This window comes from Vannielia litorea (assembly GCF_018424695.1).
GTDB classification, from domain to species: domain Bacteria; phylum Pseudomonadota; class Alphaproteobacteria; order Rhodobacterales; family Rhodobacteraceae; genus Vannielia; species Vannielia litorea_A.
On the sequence record NZ_QTNQ01000010.1, the window covers coordinates 35,881 to 61,675 of the forward strand.

Consider the following 25,795-nt stretch of genomic DNA (forward strand, 5'->3'; position numbering starts at 1 on the left):
CGTTTACCAACGCCAAAGCTTGCCTTGAGGGCGCCCATTAAGTTGAACACCCGCCAGCGCAATCATGTGCCACGCCAGCACCTGGTTCGAGCTGAGCACCGGGATCCCAAGCTCCGCCTCGAGTGCGGGCAATATCCCGAAGGTCTGCAAGTTGGTGCACGACAGGAAGAGGCCGTCGATCCGGTTGCGCGCGGCCAATGCCCGCGCCGCCTCGGCAATGGAGTGCGGGTCGATCCGCGCCACTCGCGCTTCCACCTCCTCGCCGAATGAGAGCATATCGGGCACCTCAATGCCCTGTGCCATGAAAACGGCCCGCAGCGGCTCTGCCACCGACGGAACATAGGGCGAGACGACTCCCACCCGGCGCAAACCCACGTGCTCAAACGCGAAAAGAGCCGCCGTCAGCGGATTGGTTACCGCCCCTGTCTTGGTGCCCGCATCCACAAGCGCCTGTACCCTCTCAGCCCCGATCAGCGCGGTTCCCGAGGTGCAGGCATAGCCCACTACGTCGAACTCCGCACTCGGAGGCAGCAGCGCCGCGGCCTCGGTCAGGCGCAGCGCCATCCCGGCAATGCTCTCGGGTGTCAGATCGTCGCCTGATGGCACGCGGCTCACATGAAGCCGGGCCGTGCCGAGCGGCAGGTAACGGCGAAGCTCCTCCTCGATGGTCTCGTCTACCCGCAACACAATCAGCCCCAACCCAGGCAGGGCGTGCTCGATCAGCCGATACGGGAAGTGTGTCACGTTGGCAGCTCCGGCATCTGTTCCGGCGCACGAGGTGAGAGCAGTTCGGCCCCGCCCGCCCGCAAAACCAGGTTCTCTTCATGCACCAGCATCCGCCCAGGCGCCACCCAAGCACCGGGTTCCAACGTGAGCACCATGCCCTCGCGCAGTTCCGACCTGTCCAGAGGCGTGAACGAGGGCCACTCGGTGAGCGACACCCCCAGACCATGCCCCAAGCGACCGGCGCCGGGCTGCACGCCGCGCCTTGCAAGGCCGTCCGAGAGAATCCAGTGCACATCACAGGCCAGCATCCCCGGCTTCAAGATCGCCAACGCCTCCTCCGTCACCTCCCACAGAGCCGCCTGGACTGTCCGGACCGCCGCCGAGGCGGGCCCCACCGCGTAGTTTCTGTCGAAGTCACAATAGTAACCGTCACACACCGCACCGGTGTCCAGCATGAGCACGTCGCCAGCCTCCAGAGGCGCCGGGCCTGCGGGCGAGATCACATCGGTGTAGCCGTCGGCACCCGCCGCACCAGCAACATAGCTCACCCAGTCCGCCCCCTCTTCCAGAATCGCGCATTGAAAGGCGCGGAAGACCTCGCTGAGGGGCCGTCCCTGGGCGGCCAGCTCCGGAACGCGCGCAAATGCCCGCCCGGCGACACCGCATGTGGCACGGATCTTCTCGATCTCCGCCTCGCTCTTGATCTCGCGCACGCGCTGCACTGTCGCTGTTCCATCCACAATTTCCCGGGGCACGATGCCCTCGGCCATCCGGGTGAAATCCGCCAAAGGCATGCGCAGATGCGTCTCAAGCCCCATCGGCACGCCGAGTCGGCCCGTCTCCGGCACCAGGCCGCACAGCGTGTCGATCAGCAGGCTCACACCGTCGTCCTCCGGGTGCGGCGCATCCCAGGTGCGCACCTGCCTCAGCCAGGTGCGGGACATCAGCTCCGCCCCGATCGACGGGATGACCGCAATCGGCGTCCCCGCGATAGGAACCACCACAAACCACGGGCGCGCCGGACTCTCCCAGAACCGGGTGAGAAACCCTGTGACATAAAAAAAATCCGCCGGCGTCGTCAGCAACAGAGCGTCAATCCCGCGCTCCGCCATCTCGGTCTGCAGCCGCCCGACCCGGCCCTCGAATTCGGCCACCGGGAACAGCGACGGAGCCTCAGCCATCCTCCGGTCCCTCGCTCACTATGGCCAGCACACGCGCTTCGGGCCCTGTTTCGAGCCCCGCCAACAGCGCCGCAAGCCCGGCCCCACCCGACGGAGTGGTCCCTATCCCTGCCTCGGCGAGCACAGCCACGCCCGCCTCAACCTCCGCCTCGGTCATCGTCACGAAGCGGTCGGCGTCACGTGCGAGCCCAGCCAACGCGATCAGCGAAGGTGCCTTGCAATCGAGCCGCCCCATGCAGGAAACCGGCCCATCCGTGGTCACGGCGCGGCCTGCACGAATGCTCTCGATGAGCGCGGGCGCAACCTCCGGCTCCACCACGATGATCTCCGGCCCATCGCCCCAGGCCAGGCGCGCATGGGCGGCCACCGCTGCCGCCAACCCGCCTACCCCGGCCTGAAGCAGGATATGTGTCGGGGCCTCTTCCAGCTGATCCACCGCCTCAGCGGCAAGCTGGGTGTAGCCTTCCATCACGCGGAGCGGCAGCTCGAAATATCCCTCCCAGGAACTGTCGGAAAGCAGCCGCCAGCCCCGCTCCTCTGCCGCGTGTTCCGCCGCCGCCATGCTGGCCGCGTAATCCGCCCCGGCCCGGACTACCTCGGCTCCATGCGCCTCCAACCGGGCGGCAAAGGCCGCGGGCACTGTCTGCGCAAGGTAGATCACCGCGCGCGCTCCGAAGATCCCGGCACCTGCCGCCACCGAAAGTCCGTGGTTCCCGGCGCTCGCTGCAACAAATGTCTGCCCAGCCAGCGCCGCCGTCAGAGCCGCCCCCTCCGGGGCCGCGGCAGCGGCCTCGCGCGCAATCGCATGCGCCGCGCCCAGGGCCTTGAAGCTGCCAAGGCCCATCCGTTCCCGCTCATCCTTTATCCAGACGGCCTCCACCCCGGCACGCCGGGCAATCTCCGAACAACTCCGAAGCGGCGTCACTTCGTGAGCCGGGCAGCGCGCCAGCAGCCCGGCCACATCGGAGGCATCGGCAATCGGCATCACCACGCCGAGATCGAGCCCGGTGCCACGCCAGGGGTTCTTGATAATCTTTGGCACACGCATTCTCCCTGCATTGGCACATGCACTATAGGGACCCAGCCCCGCTGGCCGTGCAATGCCCTCTCACGCATTTCCGCGCATCTGGTCCTGCGACGTGCCGAAGGCGAACTTGGAGTATCTGAATTCCAGCAACGAGCGTCACGAAAGAAAGAATGTCGCCTCGTCAGCCGCTCCTCCGCCTTCGGCTTCCGCCATCGCCACTCGCTGCGCTGTCCTTGTGTCCTTGCGCCACAAGCTTGCTTATCTCCGACACGGCATCACGGCCGACGGCTCGGCGGTCGAACGCTGGGCTCTGGGCATGGTCCGTGACATTTGCCCCCCAAGACCCAGCGGCCTGAAGCCAGGCTAGAGCTGCAAACAGGTGCTCTATAAGGGTTCGCTTGACGGTCCCCTTGAGCAGCCTTCATCGGGTGGTCCGGTTTGATCGTTGGTGGACTTCAGCCTGCACTCAAAAACGCCCCGACCTCATGCAGCAGGTAGAGAATACCATTGGAACGGCTTCCTGGCACTTGAAAGGAGGTCAGCATCGGCGTTGCTTTCCTGTTTCACTGGCATGCCGCCCGCTCGCCCGGAGATCGAGTGGCGGCAGCCAGGCGGCTGACGCAGGGCTGCCGTTTTGATCGTGGTTCCTACAGGCATCGAAGATCGCGCTGTCGGAACAGAGGTCGACGTGATCCTCGGCCCAGGGCAGCTTGTGGCGATCCGGCATGCCATCCCTTCACTCGCAAACCATCCAGAGATCAGATTCGGCCGGGGAAAATAGGATGCCCGAATGGCCAACTGAGGCATACCGTTCCTGTTTTTGTCTCTTTATGACCCGGTGCCTTGTTATCATGGCACCGAGCCGCGTGGCGGACTGGCTGCGGCCTGTGCGAGGGGCGCGGATATAGGGCGCGGGCTCATGGGAGAGCGAGAAACCCCGGCTTTAAACCCCGGCTTTTCGGGCCTGCGTCCGCCACTAGCCCCCTCGAAACCCGCTTTCTCCGATGTCCCAGAACACGCCCGCCATCACCCGCAACGCATCGCGACAGACAGGCTTGAGAACGTGTTCGTTTGGCGCATGTTGCGAGCAGCCGCGATAGGAATGGGGCACCCAGATCGTCGGCAGGCCGAGGATTTCGGTGAAGCTGTCATTTGGCAGCGACCCGGCGAGGTTGGGCAGCACGTGCAAATCGCCCGCGGTGGCCCGGATCGACTCGCCTACGAATTGCGCCCAGGGGTGGGTTGGGTCCAGCCGGGTGGCGGAGAAGAATCCACGGTCATGCTGCTGGATTTGCACGCGCGCAAAGCCGTGGGCGTCGAGATGACGGCGCAGCGCGGGCACAACCTCCTCGGGGTCGGTGCCGATGACAAAGCGCAGCTGGCAGGTGGCCCGCGCCCATCCGGAAATTGCGTTGACCGGGGCCTCGGGCACGCCGGAGACCATGGCCAGTACGGCAAAGCTGTTCCAGCCGAAGGCGCGTTCGGCGGGGGTCAGGCTTTCCTCGCCCCAATCGGGGTCAACCGCCGGGCCTTCGCCTCCTGCGACTGGCAGGTCGCGCAGCGCGTCGCGCACGCTGTCTGTCAGGCTATCGGGGCGCCACTCTGGCACCTTGATCTGGCCGCGCACGTCGGTGATGCAGGCCAGCGCATGGGCGAGGATCATCGCCGGATCTGCGAGCAGCCCGCCCCAGTTGCCGGAGTGATGCGCGCCTTCATGGGTCTCTACGACGAGGTCAAAGGTTGTCCCGCCGCGCGAGCCCATGAACATGGTCGGCACGTCGGGTTGCAGGCGCGGCCCGTCCGACGCGATCAGCACATCCGCGCTCAGCCGGTCCTTGTAGGTCCGGAATACCTCCGGCAGGCCGACGGAGCCGACCTCTTCACTCATTTCCAGAACGATCCGCGTGTTGAAGCCCAGGCTGCCGCGTGCCGCCAGAACGGCCTCGAGCGCTGCGAGATTGACCAGATGCTGGCATTTGTTGTCTGCCGTGCCGCGCCCATAGAGCCGGTCGCCCTCTTCGGTGATCTGCCAGGGCTCCAGGCCCTCGCGCCACATGCCTTCCTGGCCCAGCACTGTATCGCCGTGCCCATAGGTCAGGATCGTTGGCAAGCCCTCGCCTTCGTGGCGCTCTCCAAGCAGCAACGGGCCGCCCTTGGGGTCGGGGTTGTCGATGGTCTCGCAGGTAAATCCCAAGGCCTCGAGCCGGGGCTGCATCGCCTCGATCAGGTAGCGCTGCGACTCCGCGCGGGCTTCGGGGGCCGGGTTCTGGCTTTCGCTGCGGTAAGAGACAAGGCGGGCAAGGTCGGCCTGGAACGCGCCAGTTTCAAAATACTCGGTCGCTTTGGCAAGGGCGGTGTCTCTGGTCATTCTGTCTCTTCAAGGGCTGCGTCACCCCAGGGTGACATGATTTCGGTGCATCCGGTGTTGACCGCTCCCTCGCGCATCACCCCGGCGGGGCAAGCGAAGGCGTAAGGCAGCACGGTGCGTCGCGTGGTTTGGACGGGCATGACAGCCTCGATGGCCGTCAGAACTTCGGCTGGCAAGGTTTCATCCGCGATGGCCCCCGCCCCGCCCGACACGTCAATGCGCGGCGCGTGGAAGGCTGTGGCGAGGCCCATGCCGTTGTCGGTGACAAAGGACGCCAGTTGGGCAACTGCGGATACGATCTTGCGCCCGCCGGAGGCCCCGAGGGCGAAGCTGCGCGCGCCCTGCTGGCCCACGATGGGGCAGACGTTCATCAGGCAGGCCTTGTCGGGCGCGAGGGAGTTGGGTCTGCCCTGTTCGGGGTCGAACCACATGATGCCGTTGTTCATCAGCAGGCCGGTGGCGCGAGAGACCACGCGGCTGCCGAAGATGGAGAGCAGCGTTTGCGTATGCGCGACCATGTTGCCCGCGCGGTCGACGATCGAAAAATGGGTGGTGCAACCGGGCGCCTCGGCCACCTCGCCGGTGTCGCCCATGGTGCCGAGCCGCTCGGCATAGGCCCGGCTGAGGGCGCGGGCATAGGCGGGGAAGGCGCGGGCGGGGGTGGAGAGATCGGCCTCGGCCAGTTGCTCCATCACCCGCGCGAAGGTGGGCCCGGCGGTTAGCCCCGGGACGACGTTAAAGAGGGCGTCGCGGTAAGGCACCGGCTGCGCCGCGCCGATCCAGGCGCGATAGCCGCGCAGATCGTCCGCCGAGAGGCTGCCGCCCTTGGCCTGAACATCCCCGGCCAGCGCCTCTGCGATGTCGCCTTCATAAAACGCGCGCGGCCCGCCCTTGGCCAGAACCTCCAGCATGTCGGCCATCGCGCTTTGGTCCAGCCGGTTGTCGGGGATCGCCGTCCAGCCCGAGGCTTTGGGCCAAGTGCCGTCGTCAAGGAACAGGGCGGCTGCATCCGGATCTTCTGCGAGGTTGCGTGCGACCGAGGCAATCAGCAGTGCGGCATACCAGTCCACCAGCAGGCCCTCGCGGGCATGGGCAATGGCCGGGGCCAACAAATCAGCCCAGGGCAGGCAGCCCCAGCGGGCGTGGGCCTGAGCGACGCCCTCCACCGCGCCCGGCACGGCGATGGCGGTTGCGCCTTCGACGTTGCGATCCTCCACCACCCGTTCCCATGGGAAGAGATCGCCCGCCTGACCTTCGCCCGACAGCGGATAGTCGGCCACGTTCAGCGCCTTGGGCGAGCGCATGCCGAAGTTGATCGCCACGGCCTCGCCGGTGTCGGCGCGCCAGTGCACCGCCGCCCCGCCCCCGGCCGGGCCGCTCATCCAGGGCTCCAGCACGCCAAGCACGAAGGAAGTGGCCACCGCCGCATCCACCGCGTCGCCGCCTGCGCGCAGCACCTCGGCCCCGGCTTCGGCGGCGAGCCGGTGCTGGGAGGCGACCACGCCGCCGGGCGTTTCGATCACGTGCTTGCGGACCTCCTGGGTTCTGGACAGGGCACTCACGTCGCACTGCCCTCGAACATCGGGCTTTCGGGGTCGTGCAGGTGGCACTCCACTCGGCCTGCCTCGGTTTCGAGCGGGCGCGGCGCCTTTGCGGCGCAGAGCTCGGTGGCATGGGGGCAGCGGGGGTGGAAGGCACAGCCGGAGGGCGGCGCGATCGGGTTGGGATAGGCCGAACCGAGGGAGGTTTCCGGCACCCCCAGCCCCGGGTCCGGCGTGAGCACCGAATTGAGAAGGGCACGGGTGTAAGGATGGCGCGGGCGCTCGAAGAGGTCGGCCACAGGAGCCTCCTCCACGATCCGGCCGAGATACATCACCGCCACGCGCGTCGCCAGGTGCTCAACCACCGCCAGATCGTGGGAGATGAACAGGTAAGTGAGCCCGAACTCCTTGCGCAGATCGCCGAGCAGGTTGAGAATCTGGCTTTGCACCGAGACATCCAGCGCCGATGTCGGCTCGTCGCAAATGACGATCTCGGGCTTCATCACCAGCGCGCGTGCGATGGCGACGCGTTGGCGCTGGCCGCCCGACATCTGGCTTGGGTAGGTGTTGATGACCCGCGCCGGAAGGCCGACGATATCGAGAATCTCGAGCACCGCCTTGCGCTGGCTGGCCGCATCGCCGATGCGATGCACCCGCAGGGGCAACGAGACCAGATCATAGATGGACTTGCGCGGGTTCAGCGAGGAGTACGGGTCCTGAAAGATCGGCTGGAGCCGCCCGGCCAGCGCGCGCCGGTCGAGTTCCTGCATCCGGTCGCCCTCGACCAGCACGTGGCCGTCGGTCGGGGCTTCGAGGCCAAGCAGAAGCTTGGCGAGGGTGGATTTGCCACAGCCGGATTCACCGACCAGCCCCAGCACCTCGCCCTTGCGCATCGACAGGGTGACGTCATTCACCGCCGTCAGTGGCTTGCGCTTTCCGAAGAGGCCCTGCTTGACGCTGTAGGTCTTTCTCACATGATCGAGCGTGAGGATGTCGTTCATGCAACCTCTCCTTCTTCGGACAGCGCCCCATCGGCAAAGACACAGCGGAAGCGATGGCCGGCACCGCCCTGCATCGGGATCGCCGCGCGGCAGGCGGGTTGCGCGTGGGGGCAGCGGGTACGGAAGGCGCAGCCGGTGACCTCCCCCACCAGCGAGGGCACGATGCCCGCAATGGTGCCCAGCGGCGCCCCGCGTGCCGTCTTGCCCGGTTGCGGGATGCAGCGCAGAAGACCGCGCGTGTAGGGATGGCTCGGCGTGGCGAAGACATCGTGGGCCGGGCCGGTTTCGACCAGTTCGCCCGCATACATCACCGCCACCTTGTCGGCGACCCGCGCCACCACCCCGAGGTCATGGGTGATGAGGATCATGGCCATGTTCATCTCGCGCGTCAGCTCCACCAGAAGCCGCAGGATCTGCGCCTGAATCGTCACGTCCAGCGCCGTGGTCGGCTCGTCGGCGATCAGCAGGTCGGGCTCGCACATCAAGGCCATGGCGATCATCACCCGCTGACGCAGCCCGCCCGAAAGCTGGTGCGGATATTGCGACAACCGGCTGGCGGCGGCGGTGATGCCGACCTTCTCCAGCAGCTCCACCGCGCGGGCGCGAGCCTTCTCGCGGCTGACTTTGCGGTGCAGCAGCAGAGTCTCCATCAACTGGTCGCCGATGGTGTAGGCCGGGTTGAGCGAGGTCATCGGCTCCTGAAAGATCATCGCCATCCGGTTTCCGCGCAGGTCGCGCATCACCCGGTTGTTCGCCTTCAGCAGATCGGCCTTGTCGAAGCGGATCTCGTCCGCCGAGCGTTTGATCGACTTGCCCAGCAGGCCCATCACCGCGAGCGAGGTGAGTGACTTGCCCGAGCCGCTTTCGCCCACGATCGAGAGGGTTTCGCCGCGCTTGAGGTCAAAGTCGATGCCGCGCACCGCGTGCAGGGTGCCGCTGCCGGTGGGGATGTCGAGTGTGAGGTTTTTCACGGAAAGCAGGGTGTCGTCCATCGGTCAGCTCCGTCCTTCGGGGGCGGTCACGTCGCGCAGGCCGTCGCCCATGAGATTGATCGCCAGCACCAGCACGAACAGCACCGCGCCGGGGATCAGCACCAGCCACGGCTCGAACAGCATCATGTTCTTGCCCTCCGAAACCATCAGGCCCCAGGAGGGCGTTGGCGGCTGGACCCCGAGGCCGAGAAAGCTCAGCGCCGCTTCGAGAAGGATGGCGTGGGCCATTTCCAGCGTGACGATGACGATCAGGTTATTGAAGACGTTCGGCATGATCTCGGTCAGCAGGATGCGGGGCGTGGAGGCGCCGATGACCTGCGCGGCAGCCACGTAGTCGCGGCGGCTGATTTGCAGGGTCGAGGCGCGCATCACCACGGCGAAGCGATCCCAAAGCAGCAGGCCCAGCACGCAGATCACCACCGTGAGCGAGCCCCCGAGGATGGCCACCACGGCCAAGGCGACCAGCACCACCGGCATTGCGAGCCGCACGTTGATGAGGAAGGTCACGACGGCATCAACCTTGCCGCCGAAATAGCCCGCCGCAACCCCCATGGCGGTGCCGATCACGCCGGAGATCAGCGCGGCGACGGTGCCGATCAGCAGCGAGACGCGGGCGCCGTAGAGCAAACGCGAGAGGTAGTCGCGCCCGAGGTGATCGGTGCCGAGGGGATGCTCCCACGTTCCACCCATGAAGACGGGCGGCACCATGCGCTTCATCAGGCTCTGGGCGTAGGGATCGTGGGGCGCGAGGAGCGGCGCGAGGAGCGCGACCAGCACCAGCAGGCCCACGACGATGACGCCGAACATCAGGCCCTTGTGGGAGAAGGCGCGCGACTTGAGCATCTGGCGCGGTGACGGGCCCTGAAGTTCTGCAGAGAGCGGATCGGTGGCGTCGGTCATCTCAGGCGCTCCGCATTCTGGGGTCGAGCCAGGCGTTCATAACGTCGGCGAGGAAGGTGAAGACGATGTAGAACATCGAGAAGACGAGGATCAGCGCTTGAACCGTGGGCAGGTCGTTGCGGGCGATGCTCTCCCAGGCGAGATAGCCTGCGCCGTGCAGGGCAAAGACGCTTTCGACCACGATGGAGCCGCCCAGCATGAAGCCCATCTGCACCGCGGCAAGGCTGACCACGGGGATGATTGCGTTGCGCAGCCCGTGCTTGAACAGCACCCGGGTTTCGCCCGCCCCCTTGGCCCTTGCGGTGCGGATGTAATCGGAGTTGAGCACATCGAGCATGCCGGCGCGCGTCAGCCGCATGATCGCGGGCATGGCGTAGTAGCCCAGAACAATTGTGGGCATGATGAAGTGCCGCCAGCTTTCGGCGCCGGAGGGAGGCAGCCAGCCAAGTTGGATCGCGAAGACGACGATCAGGATCAGGCCGAACCAGAAGGAGGGCATGGCCTGCCCGGCGACCGACAGGAACAGCGCCAGCCGGTCGATCAGCGAGTTCGGTCGGATCGCGGCAGCGACGCCAAGCGGCACCGCTGTGACCAGCGCGAAGAGAATGCCGCAGACGCCGAGCGTCATCGTCACCTGCAGCCGCTCCGCGATCAGGCTCGCGACGGGGAGCTTGAAATAATAGCTCTCGCCGAAATCGCCGCGCAGCGCCGCGAACAGCCATTCGCCGTATTGCACCAGCATCGGCCTGTCGAACCCGTAGAGACGACGCAGCGCCTCGACATCCTCGCCGCTGGCGGTCTCCCCGGCTAGGGCGGCGGCCGGGTCACCGGACAGGAACAGGAGCGAGAAGCTGATGAAACTGACGGTAAAGGCGACCAAAAGCGCCAGGCCGAGGCGTTTTAGGATGAAAGCAAGCATGGCGGACCTTTCGCTGGCGCGATGAGCGGGCGTTGCCGGGGCGGATTTCTGTGGCGAAGAGAGGGCTGGCGAGGGGCAAGGCGCCCCCCGCCCGTCGCTGTTACTTCCAGCTCATGTCGACGAAGCGCAGCACCTCGTCGGGCGTGGGCGTGTAGGCGACTTCATCCTTGAACACGTAGTTGGTGTTATAGGTGAACATCGGTGCCCAGAAGGCCTCTTCGCTTATGCGTTGCAACGCCTTGGTGTAATACTCGATCCGCTCGTCCGGGTCGGTCGAGCTGTCGGCCACGTTGAGCCATTCGAGCACCTGATCGTCTTGCGCGTTGTCCAGCGAGCCGTGCTTGAAGAACTGGCTGACCATGGCCGAGGCATCGTTGATCGAGTAGCTGCCCCAGGTCTGGAAGGCGATGGGCACTTCGCCCTTCATGTTCAGCTCGCGCAGGGCGGAGTATTGCAACATGTTGAAGTTGGTCTGGATGCCCACCGCGTTGAGATACGATGTGATCGCCTCGGCATACTGACGGTCGCGGTAGGCGTAGAAGTCCACGGTGAAGCCATCGGGATAGCCGGCCTCGGCCAGCAGGGCCTTGGCCTTCTCCGGATCATACTCATACTCGGTCACGTCCTGCACACAGCCGAACTGGCTGGGGAAACAGGGGGTGTAGACAACCTTGGATTTGCCCTGCAGCAGCGCGTCGACCAGCTCTTGGCGGTTGATCGCGTGGTTCACCGCCTGACGCACCAGCTTGTTGGTGAAGGGGTTGTCACCGGAGCGGCCAGCGGCGTCCATCTGCACATAGCCCACGCGCATGGTGGATTCATTCGCCACCGTGAACTGCCCCATCTCCGCCAGCTTGTTGGCCTGGTCGGCGGGCACCTGCCAGATCAGGTCGAGCGAGCCGGAAAACAGCTCGGCCATCTGGGTGTTCACGTCCGGAATGGTGCGGATGTCGATCTTCGCGATCTCGGGCTGGCCCTTGGGGCTGTCGTAGTAGTTTTCGTTGGCCTCGAGCACGAAGTGCTGGCCCGGCACGACCTCGCTTACCTTGTAAGGGCCGGTGCCCACGGGCTTGAGGCCCATGCCGGAGGGGCCGACCTCTGCGTAATACTCGTTGGGATAGATCGAAACGGGGCCGGACAGAAACTCGATGGCCGCCGGAAACTTGTCCTTCAGGTGGATGCGCACGGTGTAGTCGTCGATCTTTTCGGCGGACTCCATCCAGTTGACGTTGCGCTGGGTCTTCACGCCGTTCTCTTCCTTGGCGACGAAATCGACAGTGAACACCACGTCATCGGCGTTGAACGCTTCGCCGTTGTGGAAGGTGACGCCCTCGCGCAGCTTGAACTCCAGCGTGGTGTCGTCGATCCACTCCCAGCTTGTCGCAAGGTTGCCGATGTATTCGTTGGTTTCCGGATCGCGATAGATCAACCCGTCCCAGATGGCGCGCTGCAACACGACGCCTTCGCGCGCCGAGTTGAAGTAGCTGTCGACATTCTCGAGCTCCTTGGTGAAGGCAACGTTGAGCGTGCCCGAGGCCTTGTCGGCCACAACAGGCATGGCGCTGCTGGCCATCAGGGTGGCGGCTGCGAGGGTCGCGACGGGTAATTTGACGTGCATGACTTTCCCTTGTTGTCTTTTGCTTGTATCATTATTTGATACTTTCCATCGTTATTTAACCAGTCTAGCAAAATGATTTGGGCATCCGTCAAGGCCCGTGGCGCAGCACGCTCCCTCGGAAGGCCGCAAGTGGAGGAAACGAATGAAAAAGCGGCAGGACAGTCTCTATGTCAGCACCCTCGCGCGGGGCCTGAAAATCCTGCGCGCCTTCGACGAATCGAATGTGTCGCTCTCGCTCACCGACCTGGTGGAGCGCACCGGGCTGGAGAAAAGCGCCGTGCAGCGGATGGCACACACGCTGCATCTGGAGGGGATGCTGGAGCGCGATCCGAAGACCCGCCGGTTTCGGCCGAGCCACGCCTGGCTGGAGCTGGCCTATACCTATTACTGGTCGGACCCGCTCATCGCCCGCGCCCTACCCAAGCTGATCGAGTTCAGCCAGGCCAACCGGGAGACGGTGAACCTTGCGCAGATGTCGGGCGACCACATCATCTATTCGCTCCGGCTGCCGACCCAGCGCATCCACTTCGGGGCCAGCATCGTGGGCCGTCGCCTGCCCGCGCTCACCACGGCGGCGGGGCGGGTGATGCTTTCGACCCGAAGCGAAGCGGAGATCGACGAGGCCTGCGCCAGCTGGCCGGTGGCAGCCTGGACACACAAGACGGTCACCGACCGGGCCGAGATCGCCCGATCGGTGCGGATCGCCGGGCAGGACGGGTTTTGCATCACCCGGGGCCAGATGCTGCTGAACGAGATCAGCCTCGCGGCGCCGGTGAAGGGGCCGGACGGCGTGGCCCATGCCGCCGTCCAGGTTTCGATTTCCTCCATCGACGCGGACGAGGAGCAGGTGGTTCGGAAGTTCCTGCGCGCGCTGCTCGACACGTCGGCGGGCATTCTGGGCTGAGCCAGCCGGTTGATGTGTCTGGCGCCTGATCGGTCGCTCTACCGGCTGCGCGCTCAAGACGAGATGAGCGTTTTCCAGGCCGCCGAGGCCGCCCTGTCGCCGACCGTCAGTTCGCTGACGGAGTTGACGATGGAGTGCCTGTCGATCCCGAAGTGGCGGTAGAGGTCGCCGATGGTGCCGGTCTGGCCAAAGTGCTCGACACCGTGAGGAATGGTCTTGTGCCCGCCGACCGCGCCCAGCCAGGCGAGGGTTGCCGGGTGCCCGTCGATGACGGTGACGATGGTGCAGGCGGGCGGCAGCCCCGCCATCAGCGCCTCGACGTGGCTCTTCGCCCCCGCGTTGCCCCGCGCGCGTTCCCGTTGGGCCGCCGTCCAGCCCGCGTTCAGGCGGTCGGAGGAGGTGACGGCGAGCACGCTTACGTCACGGCGGTGCTCACCGAGAATGCCGGCGGCGGCGATGGCCTCGGGCGCGACCGCACCCTGGTAGGCAATCACCACGTCGCAGTTGGGGCCCGGCTTTCGCAACCAATAGGCGCCATCGATGGCCCCTTGGCGGAAGTCGTCATCAACGCGTTTGCCCGGCTGTTCGATCGGGTTTGTCGTCAGGCGCAGATAGACCGACCCGCCGGTTTCATCGCGCAGCCATGTGCGTTCGTCCGGGTCGCCCTCGCCGCTGCGCTGCATGTAGTCGAAGGCCCATTCCATGATCACCGCCAGCTCGTCCACGAAGGCAGGCTCGAAAGCGGCCAGCCCGTCCTGCGACATGCCGATCAGCGGCGAGGCGATGGATTGGTGGGCACCGCCTTCGGGCGCCAGCGTCACCCCGGAGGGCGTGCCGACCAGCAGGAACCGCGCATCCTGGTAACAGGCGTAGTTCAACGCATCGAGTCCGCGAGAGACGAAGGGGTCGTAGACGGTGCCGATGGGGATCAGGCGCTTGCCGAAGAGAGAATGGCTGAGGCCCGCCGCCCCGAGCAGCAGCATCAGGTTCATCTCGGCGATGCCCAGCTCGATGTGCTGGCCTTCGGGAGCAAACTCCCACTTGGCGGTGGAGGGAATCTTGTGATCCCTGAAGGTGTCCGCCTGCCCCTTGCGGGCAAAGAGCTTGCGGCGGTTTACCCAGGGGCCGAGGTTGGTGGTGCCGGTCACGTCGGGCGAGGTGGTTACGATGCGGGCCGCCAGATCGCTGTCGCCCTTGGAGAGATCATCGAGGATCTTGCCGAAGCCCATCTGGGTGGAGATCTCGCGGTCGCTCGCAACCTCGATCTGCGGCACCGGGATCGCATCGTCCGTCAAACGACGCGGACCCTTGGCGAAGAAGGGGACGCTCTCGAGGAAGGCGCGGAAGGCGGCGGGGTCTTTCACCGTCGCGAGCGGCTCCCACTCCTGCCCCTCGGGCACACCCATAGCCGCCTGCCACTCGGCCATCTGGGCCTTGGTCATCAGCCCGCCGTGATTGTCTTTATGGCCGGCAATCGGCGTGCCCCAGCCTTTGATCGTATAGGCCAGAAAGCAAACCGGGCGGTCGTGATCTATGGCGGCGAAGGTCTCTGCCATCGTCTGCACACAGTTGCCGCCGAGGTTTTCCATCAGCGCGGCCAGCTCGGCATCGTTGCGCGCCTCCAAAAGCGCACTCACATCGCCCTGATCGCCGAGATCGTCCATCAGGTGTTTGCGCCAAACGGCACCGCCCATGTAGGTCAGGGCGGAATAAAGCTGGTTTGGACAACCATTGATCCAGGCGCGCAGCTTCTCGCCGCCGGGCTCGGCAAAGGTGGCGCGTTGCAGGGCACCGTATTTGACCCGCACCACATCCCAGCCGAAGGCGTCGAAGACCTTCTCGGCACGCTCGAAAAGCCCCTCGCGCACGATCCCGTCGAGCGACTGGCGGTTGTAGTCGATCACCCACCAGGTGTTGCGCAGGTCGTTCTTCCAGCCCTCTTGCAGGCATTCGTAAATGTTGCCCTCGTCCAGCTCAGCATCACCCATCAGGGCAATCATCCGCCCCAACGGCAGCGCCTTGCCCCAGCTCTTGGCCTGCACGTAATCCTGCACCATTGAGGCAAAGGAGGTGATCGCCACCCCGAGCCCGACAGAACCGGTGGAGAAATCGACATCGTCCAGGTCCTTGGTGCGCGACGGGTAGCTTTGCACGCCGCCGTAGCCGCGGAAGTTTTCCATCTTCTCGCGCGGCATGTGGCCCATGAGATACTGCATCGCGTGAAAGATCGGCGAGGCATGGGGTTTGACCGCCACCCGATCCTCGGGCCGGAGCACCGAGTAATAAAGCGCGGTCATGATCGAGACCATCGAGGCCGAAGACGCCTGATGCCCACCCACCTTGATCCCATCCACCTTGGGCCGCAGATGGTTGGCGTTGTGGATCATCCAGTGCGACAGCCAAAGGAGCCGTTGTTCCACGGTTTTTAGATGCGTGTTCTCGTCGGTCATGTAGCGTGCCTCCTACAATGATGCGGGCTGCGCAGCCCGAAAGCTGCGCAGCGGGTCGGGTCAGCCGTTGCGGTAAGTGTAGCTGTAACCGTTCAGTGCAGGCTGGCCGCCCAGGTGCGCGTAAAGCACCTTGGAACCCTCCGGGAAGAAGCCCTTCTTCACCAGGTCGATCATGCCCTGCATGGATTTGCCCTCATAGACCGGGTCGGTGATCATCGCCTCGGTCCGCGCAGCCAACCGGATCGCCTCGTTGGTCTCGGCGCTGGGCACGCCATAGGCCGGGTAGGCGTAATCAGGGTTGATGTGGATGTCCGCGTCCTCGATGGAATAACCGCATTCGATGAGGTCGCAGGTCTTGTTGGCGATCTCCTTCACCTGCGCGCGGGTCTGCTCGACGGTGCCGGAGGCATCAATGCCGATCACCCGGTCGGCGCGGCCATCCTTCTTGAAGCCCACGATCATGCCGCCCTGGGTGGAGCCGGTGACGACGCAGACGACAATGTAATCGAACTTGAAGCCCAGCTCGGCCTCCTGCTCACGGACTTCCTCGGCAAAGCCCACGTAGCCGAGGCAGCCATAGGGATGAACCGAGGCCCCGGCGGGGATGCCATAGGGCTTGCCGCCCTCCTTTTCGACATCCTTGATCGCCTCTTCATAGCTGGTGCGAATGCCGATATCGAAGCCGTCGTCGACCAGGCGGCTGTCAGCGCCCATGAGGCGGGTCATCAGGATGTTGCCGACGCGGTCATACACCGCATCGTCATGCGGCACCCAGGCCTCCTGCACCAGCCGGCACTTCATGCCGATCTTCGCCGCCGTCGCCGCAACCATGCGGGTGTGGTTGGACTGCACGCCGCCGATGGAGACCAGCGTATCGGCCCCCGAGGCAATCGCATCGGGCACAATGTACTCGAGCTTGCGCAGCTTGTTGCCACCCTGGGCGAGGCCGGAGTTGCAGTCTTCGCGCTTGGCGTAGATCTCGACTTTGCCACCAAGGGTCTCGGTCAGGCGGGGAAGATGCTCGATCGGCGTCTTGCCGAAGGTGAGCGGGTAGCGTTCGAATTTTTCCAGCATGTCGTGTTCCTTTTGCTAGCGCGCAGGGTAGCAACAACAAGGCGATGGGTGCTTTCAAATGCTAAGGACTTTTTGCGCTAAACGGATGTTCTTGACTGAGATACATCCAAGATGATTTCATAATTTTGAATAATTTCGGAAGAATCTTTCACCAATGACACTGGACCGAATCGACAGGCTGATGCTCCGCCATCTGCAAACGGACGGCAGGATCAGCAATGCAGACCTCGCTTCCAAAGTGAATGTCAGCCCCGCCACCTGCCACCGGCGCACCCAGAGACTGTTTGACGAGGGCCATATCGAAACGGTGCGCGCGGTGGTGAACCCGCAAAGCGTTGGCCTGGGTGCGATTGCGATGGTAGGAGTCGTGCTCGACCGCTCGACGCCGGAGAGTTTCGCCAAGTTCGAGGCCGCGATCCTTGCCTTGCCGATGATCCTCGACTGCCACCTGGTCGCCGGTGACTTCGACTATCTCCTGAAAATCCGTGTGGCCGACATGGCCGACTTCAGCCGGCTCCACGGAGGGGTTCTGATCGCCCTCCCCGAAGTCAGACAGGCGCGCACCTTCTTCGTGATGAAAGAAGTGAAGGATGGGGCAGCCCTCAACTTCTGAAGGCACCGCGCGATCTTGGGGCTGACGCGTGGTATGGAAACCGCAACTTCGCATTCTCGGTCAGTTCGATCTGGAGCAGGAACAGGCACGCTGGCGCGTGAAATCCCGCGATAGGCCGAGTGAACAGGTCACTTCAAAAGCGCTCAGCCCGCGAGCCAAATCATCCTGAGGAAGTGTAGCCCTGACCGAACGCAGTGAAGCCTGCTTGAAAGCTGACGTCTCAAAGATCCTACGTCCGCCGAGAGGCCTACTCACATAACGATGAAGTACTGGGAGTTTATGGTGCGGTCGAGAAGCAAGGCAGCCTTGTTCCAAGGCGTCCCACCGCGACCCAAATCCTTATGCATGGCAATGTGTTAGCCAATTTTTCAGTTTCAGAGCGTCTTGCCGTGTCCCATCATATCCCGTACACTTTGGGGGATATTTTGGGGGATGACATGTCCAAGCTTAGTTCGATGTTCGTGCGGACCGCTCCGCCTGGGAAGCACGAGGATGGCAACGGCCTACGATTGATCAAACGCCCAGATGGCGGTGGTCAATGGGTATATCGCTATATGCTGCGTGGTCGGCGTAGGGAGATGGGTCTCGGCGGCCTTGGAGCGATCTCCCTGAAAGACGCAAGGGAGATGGCCGCATCGAATCGAACTCTTGTGGCCAAGGGGATCGACCCAATCAAGCATCGCGATCAGTTGAGACGGGAAGCCGCGAAGAGCGAACATCTCCTTAAGGATGTCGCGCAAGATGCCTTCGAAAGTCGAAAAGCTAGCCTGAAAGGTGATGGTGTGGCCGGTCGCTGGTTTAGCCCTCTGGAACTGCATATTCTACCCGAACTCGGCAAACTGCCCATCATGGAGATCAACCAGCAAGACATTCGCCGGACGCTCGAACCGATATGGCATTCCAAAGCGTCGACAGCGAGAAAGGCCGCGGATCGCCTCAAGCTTGTGATCGATCATGCAGCCGCACTTGGCCTCGACGTTGATTTGCAGGCCGTGGCCAAAGCCAAACGGCTCCTGGGGCGCCAACGCCACGAAGTGACGTCGATACCAAGCATGCCCTGGCACGATGTGCCGGCGTTCTACGCCTCGCTCGAAGAACCGACGGTGACGCACCTTGCGCTTCGCCTACTTATCCTAACCGGGGCGCGCTCCAAGCCCGTGCGGTTCGCCCGCTTTGAGGAAATCGAAGACGATGTATGGACGATACCGGCAGCCAATATGAAGGCGCGCGTCGGCGCGGAGAGTGACTTCCGAATCCCTCTCTCAGATGAGGCCAAACGAGTGATCGACCTCGCAAGTCGTTTTGAACGCGAAGGCTACCTCTTTCCATCTGTTCGAAAGGGTGTGATCAGCGACGCCACGATGGCCCGACTGATGGAGCGGCGAAGCCTCGCAGCCCGCCCACACGGATTCCGATCGAGCTTACGCACTTGGATTGCCGAAAAAACCGACGCGCCGCACGAAGTCGCCGAAGCCGTGCTCGCGCATGTGTCCGACAGTAAGGTTGTGCGAACCTACCGCCAGACAGATTTTCTAGATCAGCGGCGGGATCTACTTAGCGCTTGGGCTCAGTTCTGTACCAGAAACGTAGACCAGTGAGCTGTTTTGACGACCCATTTTGCAGCTTCGCCCAAGCGGTTGTCCGGGTTGATGTTGCAAGAAGGGCATTTTCGAGACTTTCGGATCTTGGAAAAAAGAAGACTCCCAAGCACTCCTGATCACTCCACCTAGTGCCGCTTCGTAGCTATTCTGATCGTCCCTTCTCTGAACAATTCGGCGGGCAGCTTCAGAGGGAAGGATCAATAACGGGCTACCAACAACAGGACGCCTGCCGCAAGCGAGAGCGCGTGCCCGCAGGCTCAAGCGATTGGTGCCTGCCACCCGAGAAACGCGCGCAATCGAGTGCACGGTTGGAAGTTTCTGGCGCATCTATCCCGTTGAGCCGCACTAGCGTCCCGGCGACCACGATTGCGTCAGCGTCGCGAACCTAGGCACGACCTGAGATATCAGCCGCGTGAGCCTGGAAGGCCGCAATCCAGATTAGCCACTAGGGTAGTGCAGCTTTCAATCAGCCCCCTTACTTTTCGGCACCGAACCTTGTCAGACCAACATTGCCCTCAAGGCGAACCTAGTCGAAGAGCCCTATGGGGGAAAACTTCAATCCGAACTGGCCGCAAACCGAGCACAGGTAATCGCCATCCGTAAGCTCCAGATCTACGCTTCTGGTTGGCACTTCAGGTGTTTTTCCACGCAACCGCTCCAGCCATGTCCTTTCCCGAGGCTCTCCGCGCTCGACCCGAAGGCGCCATTTGACCGTTACCCTGCCTTCACCCGACCAGACCGCTGGATCGCTGGCGCGCTTCACCTCTCTGGATCCACACTCGGAGCAATTCAGTTCTTCCGCCTTGTGATTGGCCAGGCTCAGGGCTTTGCACCTTGTACACCAAACAGGCCATTTCGCGACCTTGCCGTGGTTCGTCATGCCAGCCCCTACCGCAAGGTTCCGGTGGAAATTACACTGCTCGCAGCGTGCGGCGACAATGGTCCCCATCGGTTTCACTCCTTGTCGTACAATCGGGGCTGATTAAGCCATAGCATGTGCCAGCGCTCCACCCTCATAGCCAGGCAGCTCCGACACCCGAGGTTCCACCGCCGCAGCAACTCAGAAAGCTTGACGTTCACCTCACCGGTAGGCGCCTATGAGTTGTGCTGCATCCTTCGACGGGTCTTGGCATTCGCAACGCTTGGCGAGCCCGAACGCAGAAACTCCTCCACAGCCTGGCCTGATTCGGGGCGGCGGCGTCTGGAGAAATCGGCAACTTTGTTGCGGTGTGAGGCGATTTCCTAACCGAACGAAGGGTCTAAGCAACTTGCAGGCAACTATTTTGCCGACTCGGCCAAACTACGAGGATCACGTCGCGCACGAAATCCTCCAGTATGGCAATTAGCTTACTATACTTATTACTCTTGCTATTCATATATACATTTCTTGGCAGCTTAGTCACATCGGAGGCCACAGGATGCTCATAATCCAAGATAAATTTCGCAACCTGCTGAAGCGAGAGAACCTCTCGCTACGGAAGCTTGCCAGAACGAGCGGCGTTGCTGAGCGCACTCTGAGTCGCATCAAAAACGGTCAGCGGTTGCAGCCCGGCAATGTGGCAAAAATAGCCGAGGCGCTGAAATCGTCTGTAGATGAGCTTTGCTCACCGACTGCCAAGAAAGATGCAGGAGCCCGCGACCCGAACGATTGTGAGTTCGATCTAGCCGCAGAGCGCTTCCATGTGCCGGTCGACTATGTTCGCCATGTCGGATGCCACCTTTTCGTGGCAGTTGCGGAGTATGCGTTGAAGCGTCGGCGTGAAGCGTTGGAAACATGGTTCGAAGACGTTCAGCGCCTCAGGGAGGCTCGCCCCCGCCCCGAGACTTTGCGTTCGTCATGTCCCCTCGATGATGCTGATGACATCTATGAGGCAGAGCTGATTGAGATCGACAGCTGTAGACTGCACACGCCTGGACAAGATGAAGATGACCACTTCTTTAGAGCACTTCATGATCTTGGCTTGGAGATTAATTTCGAAGGCTATGGCGATAGCGATACCTATAGTCTCCAGAGACTTTCGTACGACATCATTGTAAGCGATGCGCTCTGGGAAACGCTTCACTGGTTGGCGGGCGCGGAAGGTAACTACGATTCACCCCTGTCGCAAAGGGCGGAGGACGCAATCCTCAGTGGGCGAGTTTCCATTCAGGAGTTGCCCATCGAGCTGAAGAAGCCTGGGAAGGCTTTCGAACGCTCGCGCTGGCTTGCAAGCGAAGGTGGCAAGGCCGAACTGCCCGACCATTTATATCATGCAGACAGGGTGCAGGCGGCTCTCGATCTTGAGAGATGGAAGGACGACGTTTCTGGACTTCGCGACAAACTGGCTCGAGCGCCCAAGAACGAGCAAGAGCAAATCGCGGCAGAGCTCGAACGAGCAGAAGTGAAATTGAAGCATGCGCGCGCCGAACTCCGGTCAGGCGACGAGGAGTTGCTACTCGAGCGTCGCAAGGTTCGGGTCCAGACATCTCTGGGTCACCTGGAAGACTGCCGCAGGCAAGCCGAAGAGCTCGAGGAACGTCGTGGTTCGTCCGACGGCGATCCCCAAACGGAAATCGAAAAAGAACTCCAAGATACCAGAGAAGACATACTGCGAGCCGAGGAAGATCTGGCAATAGCCAAGCATGACCTAATCCGCAGTCAAGAGCGCGTCGCGGCTTCAGGCGACCAGCAAACAGCCGCGCAGACATCTGCTCGGGTTCAAACTTTGGGAGGAGAAGATGAATAGACATGTACGCCATTGCGTTGATATCTGCGTCGAAGAAGGTCTCGTGGTCGAGCGTTGGGCATTTGGCAAACATCTGAAGATCGAGACCGATAGGGGGCGAGTTGTGATGCCGTGTACTCCGAGTGATTCACGGTGGGCTCGAGAGGCCAGGTCATTTTGTCGGCGCCTGGCAAGGGGAGCTGTCTGACACGGGCCTCGATACAGAGGCATACGACGAGACACTCCCCCGCCAAGCCCTGTCAGACCAAGACAGCCCAAAATGGCACCTGACCTTTGACGGAACCAGAGATTATTGGCTCGCCACAGATATTGCATCTGTTCATGCTTGAAAGATGAAGCGACTTCAGATGAAACACAACCGACGCATGGAGCATACTAGCTACTGCCAGCTCGTTAACGCCGGGGGCGTCGGGTGATGCCAGACTCCGATGAACGCTCGAAGGACTTGTTCCCAAGCTTGGACAAGGCCGCAATTCAACGCATCGAGGCAGGTCTGCACAAGCACTACAAATCTGCCGCTCCGCAGATATCGACGTGCTCATGGAATAGACTCAAACTGACACTTGCACGCTATGCAGAGGAAGCAGATTATTTTCGAGGCTTTTTGAACAAGGGCGAGACCAAACAGCTTAACCGAGTTTCGGCTCAAGCACGCAAACTTCTGGACGATCTCGAAAAGGCGAAAGAAAAAGGTCTCATCAAGCTGCTCGAGGACGCCGTGGAACCAGCGTCGCTTGAGGCGATCGAAGCAACACTTCAAGCTATGACGAAGGAACTGGGCGACCAACCCGAGAGCGCGCCACTGCTTCACGACACCTCGCGCGACACGCTTTATCTCAGTTTCGAGACCTGGTGGCGGGACGCGACGGGTGACAAGCCGTGGATCTTGGAGGGTAAGGACGGCAAACCGCCACCAACGCCCTTCATGTATGTGGCAAATGAAGTGTTCAATCTTCCCGGCATGCCAGGTCCGACGGGAGCATCCTTCAAGTCCTTGAAGGACTTTCGCCGCAATGCGCTTGCTTCTCGCAATAAGGCACAACGCCTGGGTCGTAAGCTTCTCGAGGTCATTGGGAAGGATCCAAGCTCCGGTGACGGATAGCCATTTTCCGAATCCGGAAAACCGCCTATCCCCCTGATATTGTTGTCGCTGCACTCCCCTTCGTTCACGTTCCTATCGTGAAACACAGAAGCGTGGAGGACGACATGCCCGGACTTCAAGACACACCGCGACCCGAGATCGACAGACTGATCTCCTTTTCAGAAGCTCTCTCGCGGATCGGCGTGAGCCGGAGCACAGCCTACCGGCACATTGCAGATGGGCAGATGCCACAACCGGTTAAGATCGGCGCACTCACCTTCTTCTCTGAGAGGGAGCTGCAGACCTGGATCGCGGAGAAACTTGCTGCACGCGTCATGCGAGGCGCCAATGTCTGATCGCCCAACCGCTTATCAGCTTGCCCGTGCCATTCATCAGGAGCACGGGATACCTGTCTTCCCTGTCGCGCTTTCCCAGACGGAAACAGGCAAGTGGCGAAAGATGCCGCTCGTCAAATGGAGCCAGGTTTCCGGTGACCCACGCGAGGTCATCTGGCGCGGCGCGAACGCTATCGGCGTGCCGACCGGTCAACGTTCGGGCCTCTACGTCATCGATCTTGATGACTACAAGCCTGGATCCGAATCCGCAGATTGGCTCGCGGATCACAAACTTCCTGAAACACGCGTGCACCGGACCGCCTCGGGGGGCAGGCATATGATCTATCGGCTGCCGTCGGGCATTCAACTTGGGAACAGGGCGTCTGTGGTGCCAGGTCTCGACACTCGCGGCAATGGTGGAATGTTCGTCTGGGGAGACACCGACGGGCACTACAGCGTGTTGAACGGTCGAGCGGCGAGCGAACTACCCCGCGATGTTTGTGAAGAGCTCAAAGGGGACAAAGACAACGACGATGGCCCGGTCCTCGATACCGCAATTCCCGCGCTGGGCTATGTGGATATGATTGGGTTGCGGCAGAAGCTCACTTCAGCTTTCAACCGTCGAAGTGGTGGATCTTTGCGGGATCGCTTTGAGGGCTCCGTCGCCGACTTGACGGACAGTTCAGCAAGCGGACGTGATATGTCCCTTGCGGGCCTGCTGGCGCATCGCAGTTTTGGCTTTGACGAGATCACTCTCATCCTCCTAACCCAGTTCCCGCACGGCGTCGCGGCCCGCGACGGCTGGGATGATCGCACAGAACGGCTTGCCAAGCGCTGCGCCTACCGTGCGATCCAGAACAAACTGCGGCGTACAGAACTGCGCCAACAAGCGATGGAAAGACGTTTGGCCGAGCTGCGCGCTAGCTTCCCGCGTCAGGCTGGCGCAACATCGGAGATCGATCCATGAACGTTGTGGCCACCGGCGATGAGCCTTCTGAATTGACTGGCGAAGACACGCTCTCCGTGACGTCGGCATCGCAGGAATGGCTCGAGCAGGGGCTCCTGAGGGTCGCCAAAGGCGATCCGATCTACGATGCAACAGCGCTCAATGCGCTCAAATCTGACGGCCAGAAACGCGGTCTGAAGCTCGAAATCAGCCAACTTAAGAGGCGCATCGCGGAACTGCGCTCGGCCGCCAACGACGCGGAGCACATTCAAGGAGGCAAGACCGAATATGAAGCCCTCATCACGCGCCTGAATGAAGAGTTCTTCGTCTACGAGGGCGGCGACAAGGTTTATATCGGCTCGTGGAGGAAGCAGGGCACCCGCCGCGCGCTTGTCCAGAGAACCCAGCAAGATTTCCGGCTCCTACTGGCAAATGAGCCGAAGGTCTTTTCCCCTATCGCCGACAAAGCTATTCCCGCGGCCGAAGCTTGGCTCTCAGATCCACAACGACGCTCGGTCAAGGGTTTTGTCTTTGAGGCGGACCCCAAGAATGCCGCCGGGCTGGAGCGAGAGGGTCGGGAAAACCTCTTTGAGGGCTTCTCCGTAGAGCCGGAGCCGGGGTCGATCGAGCCCTTTCTAAAGCACTTGGAAGAGGTCGTCGTCTCTAATGAAGCCGAGCACCGGCGCGAAGATCTGACCCAATACTTACTTGATTGCTTTGCGCATATCGTTCAAAGGCCCGGCGTGCCGCTCCGGGTTGCTCTCGTTTTCCGTGGACGGCAGGGTTCCGGAAAATCCTTTATGACCGATACACTGGGCTCGCTCTTCAAAGGTAATGTCTTCGAGACGTCCCAAGCCGAAGACATCGTCGGCCGCTTTACTGGGCACCTTCTCAATGCGTGCCTCGTTGTAGGCGACGAGGCCCTTTTTGCCGGCTCAAGGAAGGATGCGGATGCCATAAAGCGGTTGATCACACAAGATACGCTTCGGGTCGAAGCCAAATACAGGGACGTTCAAAACGAGAAGAACCGGATCACCCTGATGCTGACATCTAATCATGCGCATGCGGTGCACATCGAACCGTCTGATAGACGTTTCTTTGTTTTGGATGTCGCGGACAGTCGCACGCCGCGCAATGAGCACGAGGAGTATTGGGAGCAGCTTTGGGGTTGGGCTCAATCTGAGGAAGGCAAGGCTGCGCTTCTAGACCACCTTCTCAATCGAGATATCTCGAGCTTCGATGCCCAACGTGACCGACCCCAAACGCAAGCCCGGCTCGACCAGATCCTGGCGTCACTTGACCCAGTTGGACGATGGTTTCATGAGGAACTTGTACAACGGGCGACGCCGCCTCATGAAATTTTGCATGGATCGGTACGCGATGGCGAGATTTCAGCTGAGACCGCCGATGGGTTGCCGCCCGACTCCAGAGTCATCCGAAAAGAGGCTCTGTTCGAAGCCTACGCCACGTGGGAGCAAGAAACACTACGATCAGCACGCTCTTTGAACCATCGCATGTTCTGGAAGAAATTTTGGGACATTCTCGACCAGAGCCTGGAAACTAGAATCCGTCTCAAAGGGCATCCAACCCGCGTCGTTTATCTTCCGCCCCTTAAAGTGCGCGCCTCGTGCTTTCTTAATGCAATTGGTTGCGCGGAACTCGGAATTGAGCTTCTTGACCTACCCGACGAAGAAGAAGCGCCTAGGAATCGGGCGGTTTGTGCGCCGTCTGAATCGAGACACAAAACTTTGCCTCTGACACAGGTTTAATCTTAGCTTTGGGCGAATCGCCA

At 62.2% G+C, this 25,795-nt stretch carries 21 protein-coding genes; 8 read left to right on the plus strand and 13 right to left on the minus strand.

What is annotated here, in order from left to right; translation table 11 throughout:
• Positions 1-3 precede the first annotated feature (3 nt).
• The 10 genes from DYI42_RS05665 to DYI42_RS05710 all read right to left on the minus strand — a co-directional run bounded on the left by DYI42_RS05665 (position 4) and on the right by DYI42_RS05710 (position 12,273).
• Positions 4-744, minus strand: a complete 741-nt coding sequence (locus DYI42_RS05665) for a maleate cis-trans isomerase family protein (protein ID WP_213544956.1) — start codon at positions 742-744, stop codon at positions 4-6.
• Positions 741-1,907 carry a M24 family metallopeptidase gene (locus DYI42_RS05670; RefSeq protein WP_213544957.1) on the minus strand — a complete coding sequence of 389 codons (1,167 nt, stop codon included), beginning with the start codon at positions 1,905-1,907 and terminating at the stop codon, positions 741-743. Before DYI42_RS05670 ends, DYI42_RS05665 begins: the two co-directional genes overlap by 4 nt.
• Positions 1,900-2,955 (minus strand): pyridoxal-phosphate dependent enzyme, encoded by a 1,056-nt coding sequence (locus DYI42_RS05675; protein ID WP_213544958.1) that lies wholly within the window; start codon positions 2,953-2,955, stop codon positions 1,900-1,902. The genes DYI42_RS05670 and DYI42_RS05675 overlap by 8 nt, the downstream gene beginning before the upstream one ends.
• 955 nt (positions 2,956-3,910) lie before the next feature.
• Entirely contained in the window at positions 3,911-5,302 is a 1,392-nt protein-coding gene (locus tag DYI42_RS05680; RefSeq protein ID WP_213544959.1) for a M20 family metallopeptidase, read from the minus strand.
• Complete coding sequence (locus DYI42_RS05685) at positions 5,299-6,864, minus strand: gamma-glutamyltransferase (protein ID WP_213544960.1); 1,566 nt, start codon at positions 6,862-6,864, stop codon at positions 5,299-5,301. Before DYI42_RS05685 ends, DYI42_RS05680 begins: the two co-directional genes overlap by 4 nt.
• Positions 6,861-7,844: an ABC transporter ATP-binding protein gene (locus DYI42_RS05690; RefSeq protein WP_213544961.1), complete on the minus strand. Its 984-nt coding sequence runs from the start codon at positions 7,842-7,844 to the stop codon at positions 6,861-6,863. Before DYI42_RS05690 ends, DYI42_RS05685 begins: the two co-directional genes overlap by 4 nt.
• Complete coding sequence (locus tag DYI42_RS05695; RefSeq protein WP_213544962.1) at positions 7,841-8,836, minus strand: ABC transporter ATP-binding protein; 996 nt, start codon at positions 8,834-8,836, stop codon at positions 7,841-7,843. The genes DYI42_RS05690 and DYI42_RS05695 overlap by 4 nt, the downstream gene beginning before the upstream one ends.
• Positions 8,837-8,839: 3 nt before the next feature.
• Positions 8,840-9,736, minus strand: coding sequence for an ABC transporter permease (locus DYI42_RS05700; protein ID WP_213544963.1), 897 nt, complete (start codon positions 9,734-9,736; stop codon positions 8,840-8,842).
• 1 nt (position 9,737) lies between these two features.
• Entirely contained in the window at positions 9,738-10,655 is a 918-nt protein-coding gene (locus DYI42_RS05705) for an ABC transporter permease (RefSeq protein WP_213544964.1), read from the minus strand.
• Between the two features lie 100 nt (positions 10,656-10,755).
• Complete coding sequence (locus tag DYI42_RS05710) at positions 10,756-12,273, minus strand: ABC transporter substrate-binding protein (protein ID WP_213544965.1); 1,518 nt, start codon at positions 12,271-12,273, stop codon at positions 10,756-10,758.
• Between the two features lie 142 nt (positions 12,274-12,415).
• Between DYI42_RS05710 and DYI42_RS05715 the strand changes: the two genes are divergently transcribed.
• The gene (locus DYI42_RS05715) at positions 12,416-13,177 is read left to right on the plus strand and encodes an IclR family transcriptional regulator (protein ID WP_213544966.1); all 762 of its coding nucleotides are present in this window, start codon (positions 12,416-12,418) and stop codon (positions 13,175-13,177) included.
• Positions 13,178-13,230: 53 nt separating this feature from the next.
• Here the strand turns inward: DYI42_RS05715 and DYI42_RS05720 are convergent, their stop codons facing one another.
• Both DYI42_RS05720 and DYI42_RS05725 read right to left on the minus strand, forming a co-directional pair.
• The gene (locus tag DYI42_RS05720) at positions 13,231-15,627 is read right to left on the minus strand and encodes a transketolase-like TK C-terminal-containing protein (RefSeq protein ID WP_213544967.1); all 2,397 of its coding nucleotides are present in this window, start codon (positions 15,625-15,627) and stop codon (positions 13,231-13,233) included.
• 60 nt (positions 15,628-15,687) lie between these two features.
• Positions 15,688-16,701, minus strand: a complete 1,014-nt coding sequence (locus tag DYI42_RS05725; RefSeq protein ID WP_213544968.1) for a 1-aminocyclopropane-1-carboxylate deaminase — start codon at positions 16,699-16,701, stop codon at positions 15,688-15,690.
• A 154-nt stretch (positions 16,702-16,855) separates the two neighbouring features.
• On the opposite strand from DYI42_RS05725, the gene DYI42_RS05730 reads away from it, so the two are divergent.
• The gene (locus DYI42_RS05730) at positions 16,856-17,314 is read left to right on the plus strand and encodes an Lrp/AsnC family transcriptional regulator (protein WP_213544969.1); all 459 of its coding nucleotides are present in this window, start codon (positions 16,856-16,858) and stop codon (positions 17,312-17,314) included.
• A gap of 437 nt (positions 17,315-17,751) precedes the next feature.
• Positions 17,752-18,912 (plus strand): tyrosine-type recombinase/integrase, encoded by a 1,161-nt coding sequence (locus DYI42_RS05735; RefSeq protein ID WP_213545008.1) that lies wholly within the window; start codon positions 17,752-17,754, stop codon positions 18,910-18,912.
• Positions 18,913-19,996: 1,084 nt separating this feature from the next.
• Here the strand turns inward: DYI42_RS05735 and nqrM are convergent.
• Complete coding sequence (nqrM, locus tag DYI42_RS24635; protein ID WP_213544970.1) at positions 19,997-20,182, minus strand: (Na+)-NQR maturation NqrM; 186 nt, start codon at positions 20,180-20,182, stop codon at positions 19,997-19,999.
• Positions 20,183-20,333: 151 nt separating this feature from the next.
• Here nqrM and DYI42_RS05745 point away from each other — a divergent pair, with 151 nt between their 5' ends.
• The 5 genes from DYI42_RS05745 (at position 20,334) to DYI42_RS05765 (ending at position 25,772) form a co-directional block, all read left to right on the plus strand.
• Entirely contained in the window at positions 20,334-21,641 is a 1,308-nt protein-coding gene (locus tag DYI42_RS05745) for a helix-turn-helix domain-containing protein (protein WP_213544971.1), read from the plus strand.
• Between the two features lie 415 nt (positions 21,642-22,056).
• Positions 22,057-22,743, plus strand: a complete 687-nt coding sequence (locus tag DYI42_RS05750; RefSeq protein WP_213544972.1) for a hypothetical protein — start codon at positions 22,057-22,059, stop codon at positions 22,741-22,743.
• Between the two features lie 104 nt (positions 22,744-22,847).
• The gene (locus DYI42_RS05755) at positions 22,848-23,078 is read left to right on the plus strand and encodes a helix-turn-helix transcriptional regulator (RefSeq protein ID WP_213544973.1); all 231 of its coding nucleotides are present in this window, start codon (positions 22,848-22,850) and stop codon (positions 23,076-23,078) included.
• The gene (locus DYI42_RS05760) at positions 23,071-24,024 is read left to right on the plus strand and encodes a bifunctional DNA primase/polymerase (RefSeq protein ID WP_213544974.1); all 954 of its coding nucleotides are present in this window, start codon (positions 23,071-23,073) and stop codon (positions 24,022-24,024) included. The genes DYI42_RS05755 and DYI42_RS05760 overlap by 8 nt, the downstream gene beginning before the upstream one ends.
• Positions 24,021-25,772 (plus strand): DUF5906 domain-containing protein, encoded by a 1,752-nt coding sequence (locus tag DYI42_RS05765; RefSeq protein WP_213544975.1) that lies wholly within the window; start codon positions 24,021-24,023, stop codon positions 25,770-25,772. Before DYI42_RS05760 ends, DYI42_RS05765 begins: the two co-directional genes overlap by 4 nt.
• The last annotated feature ends 23 nt before the right edge of the window (positions 25,773-25,795 follow it).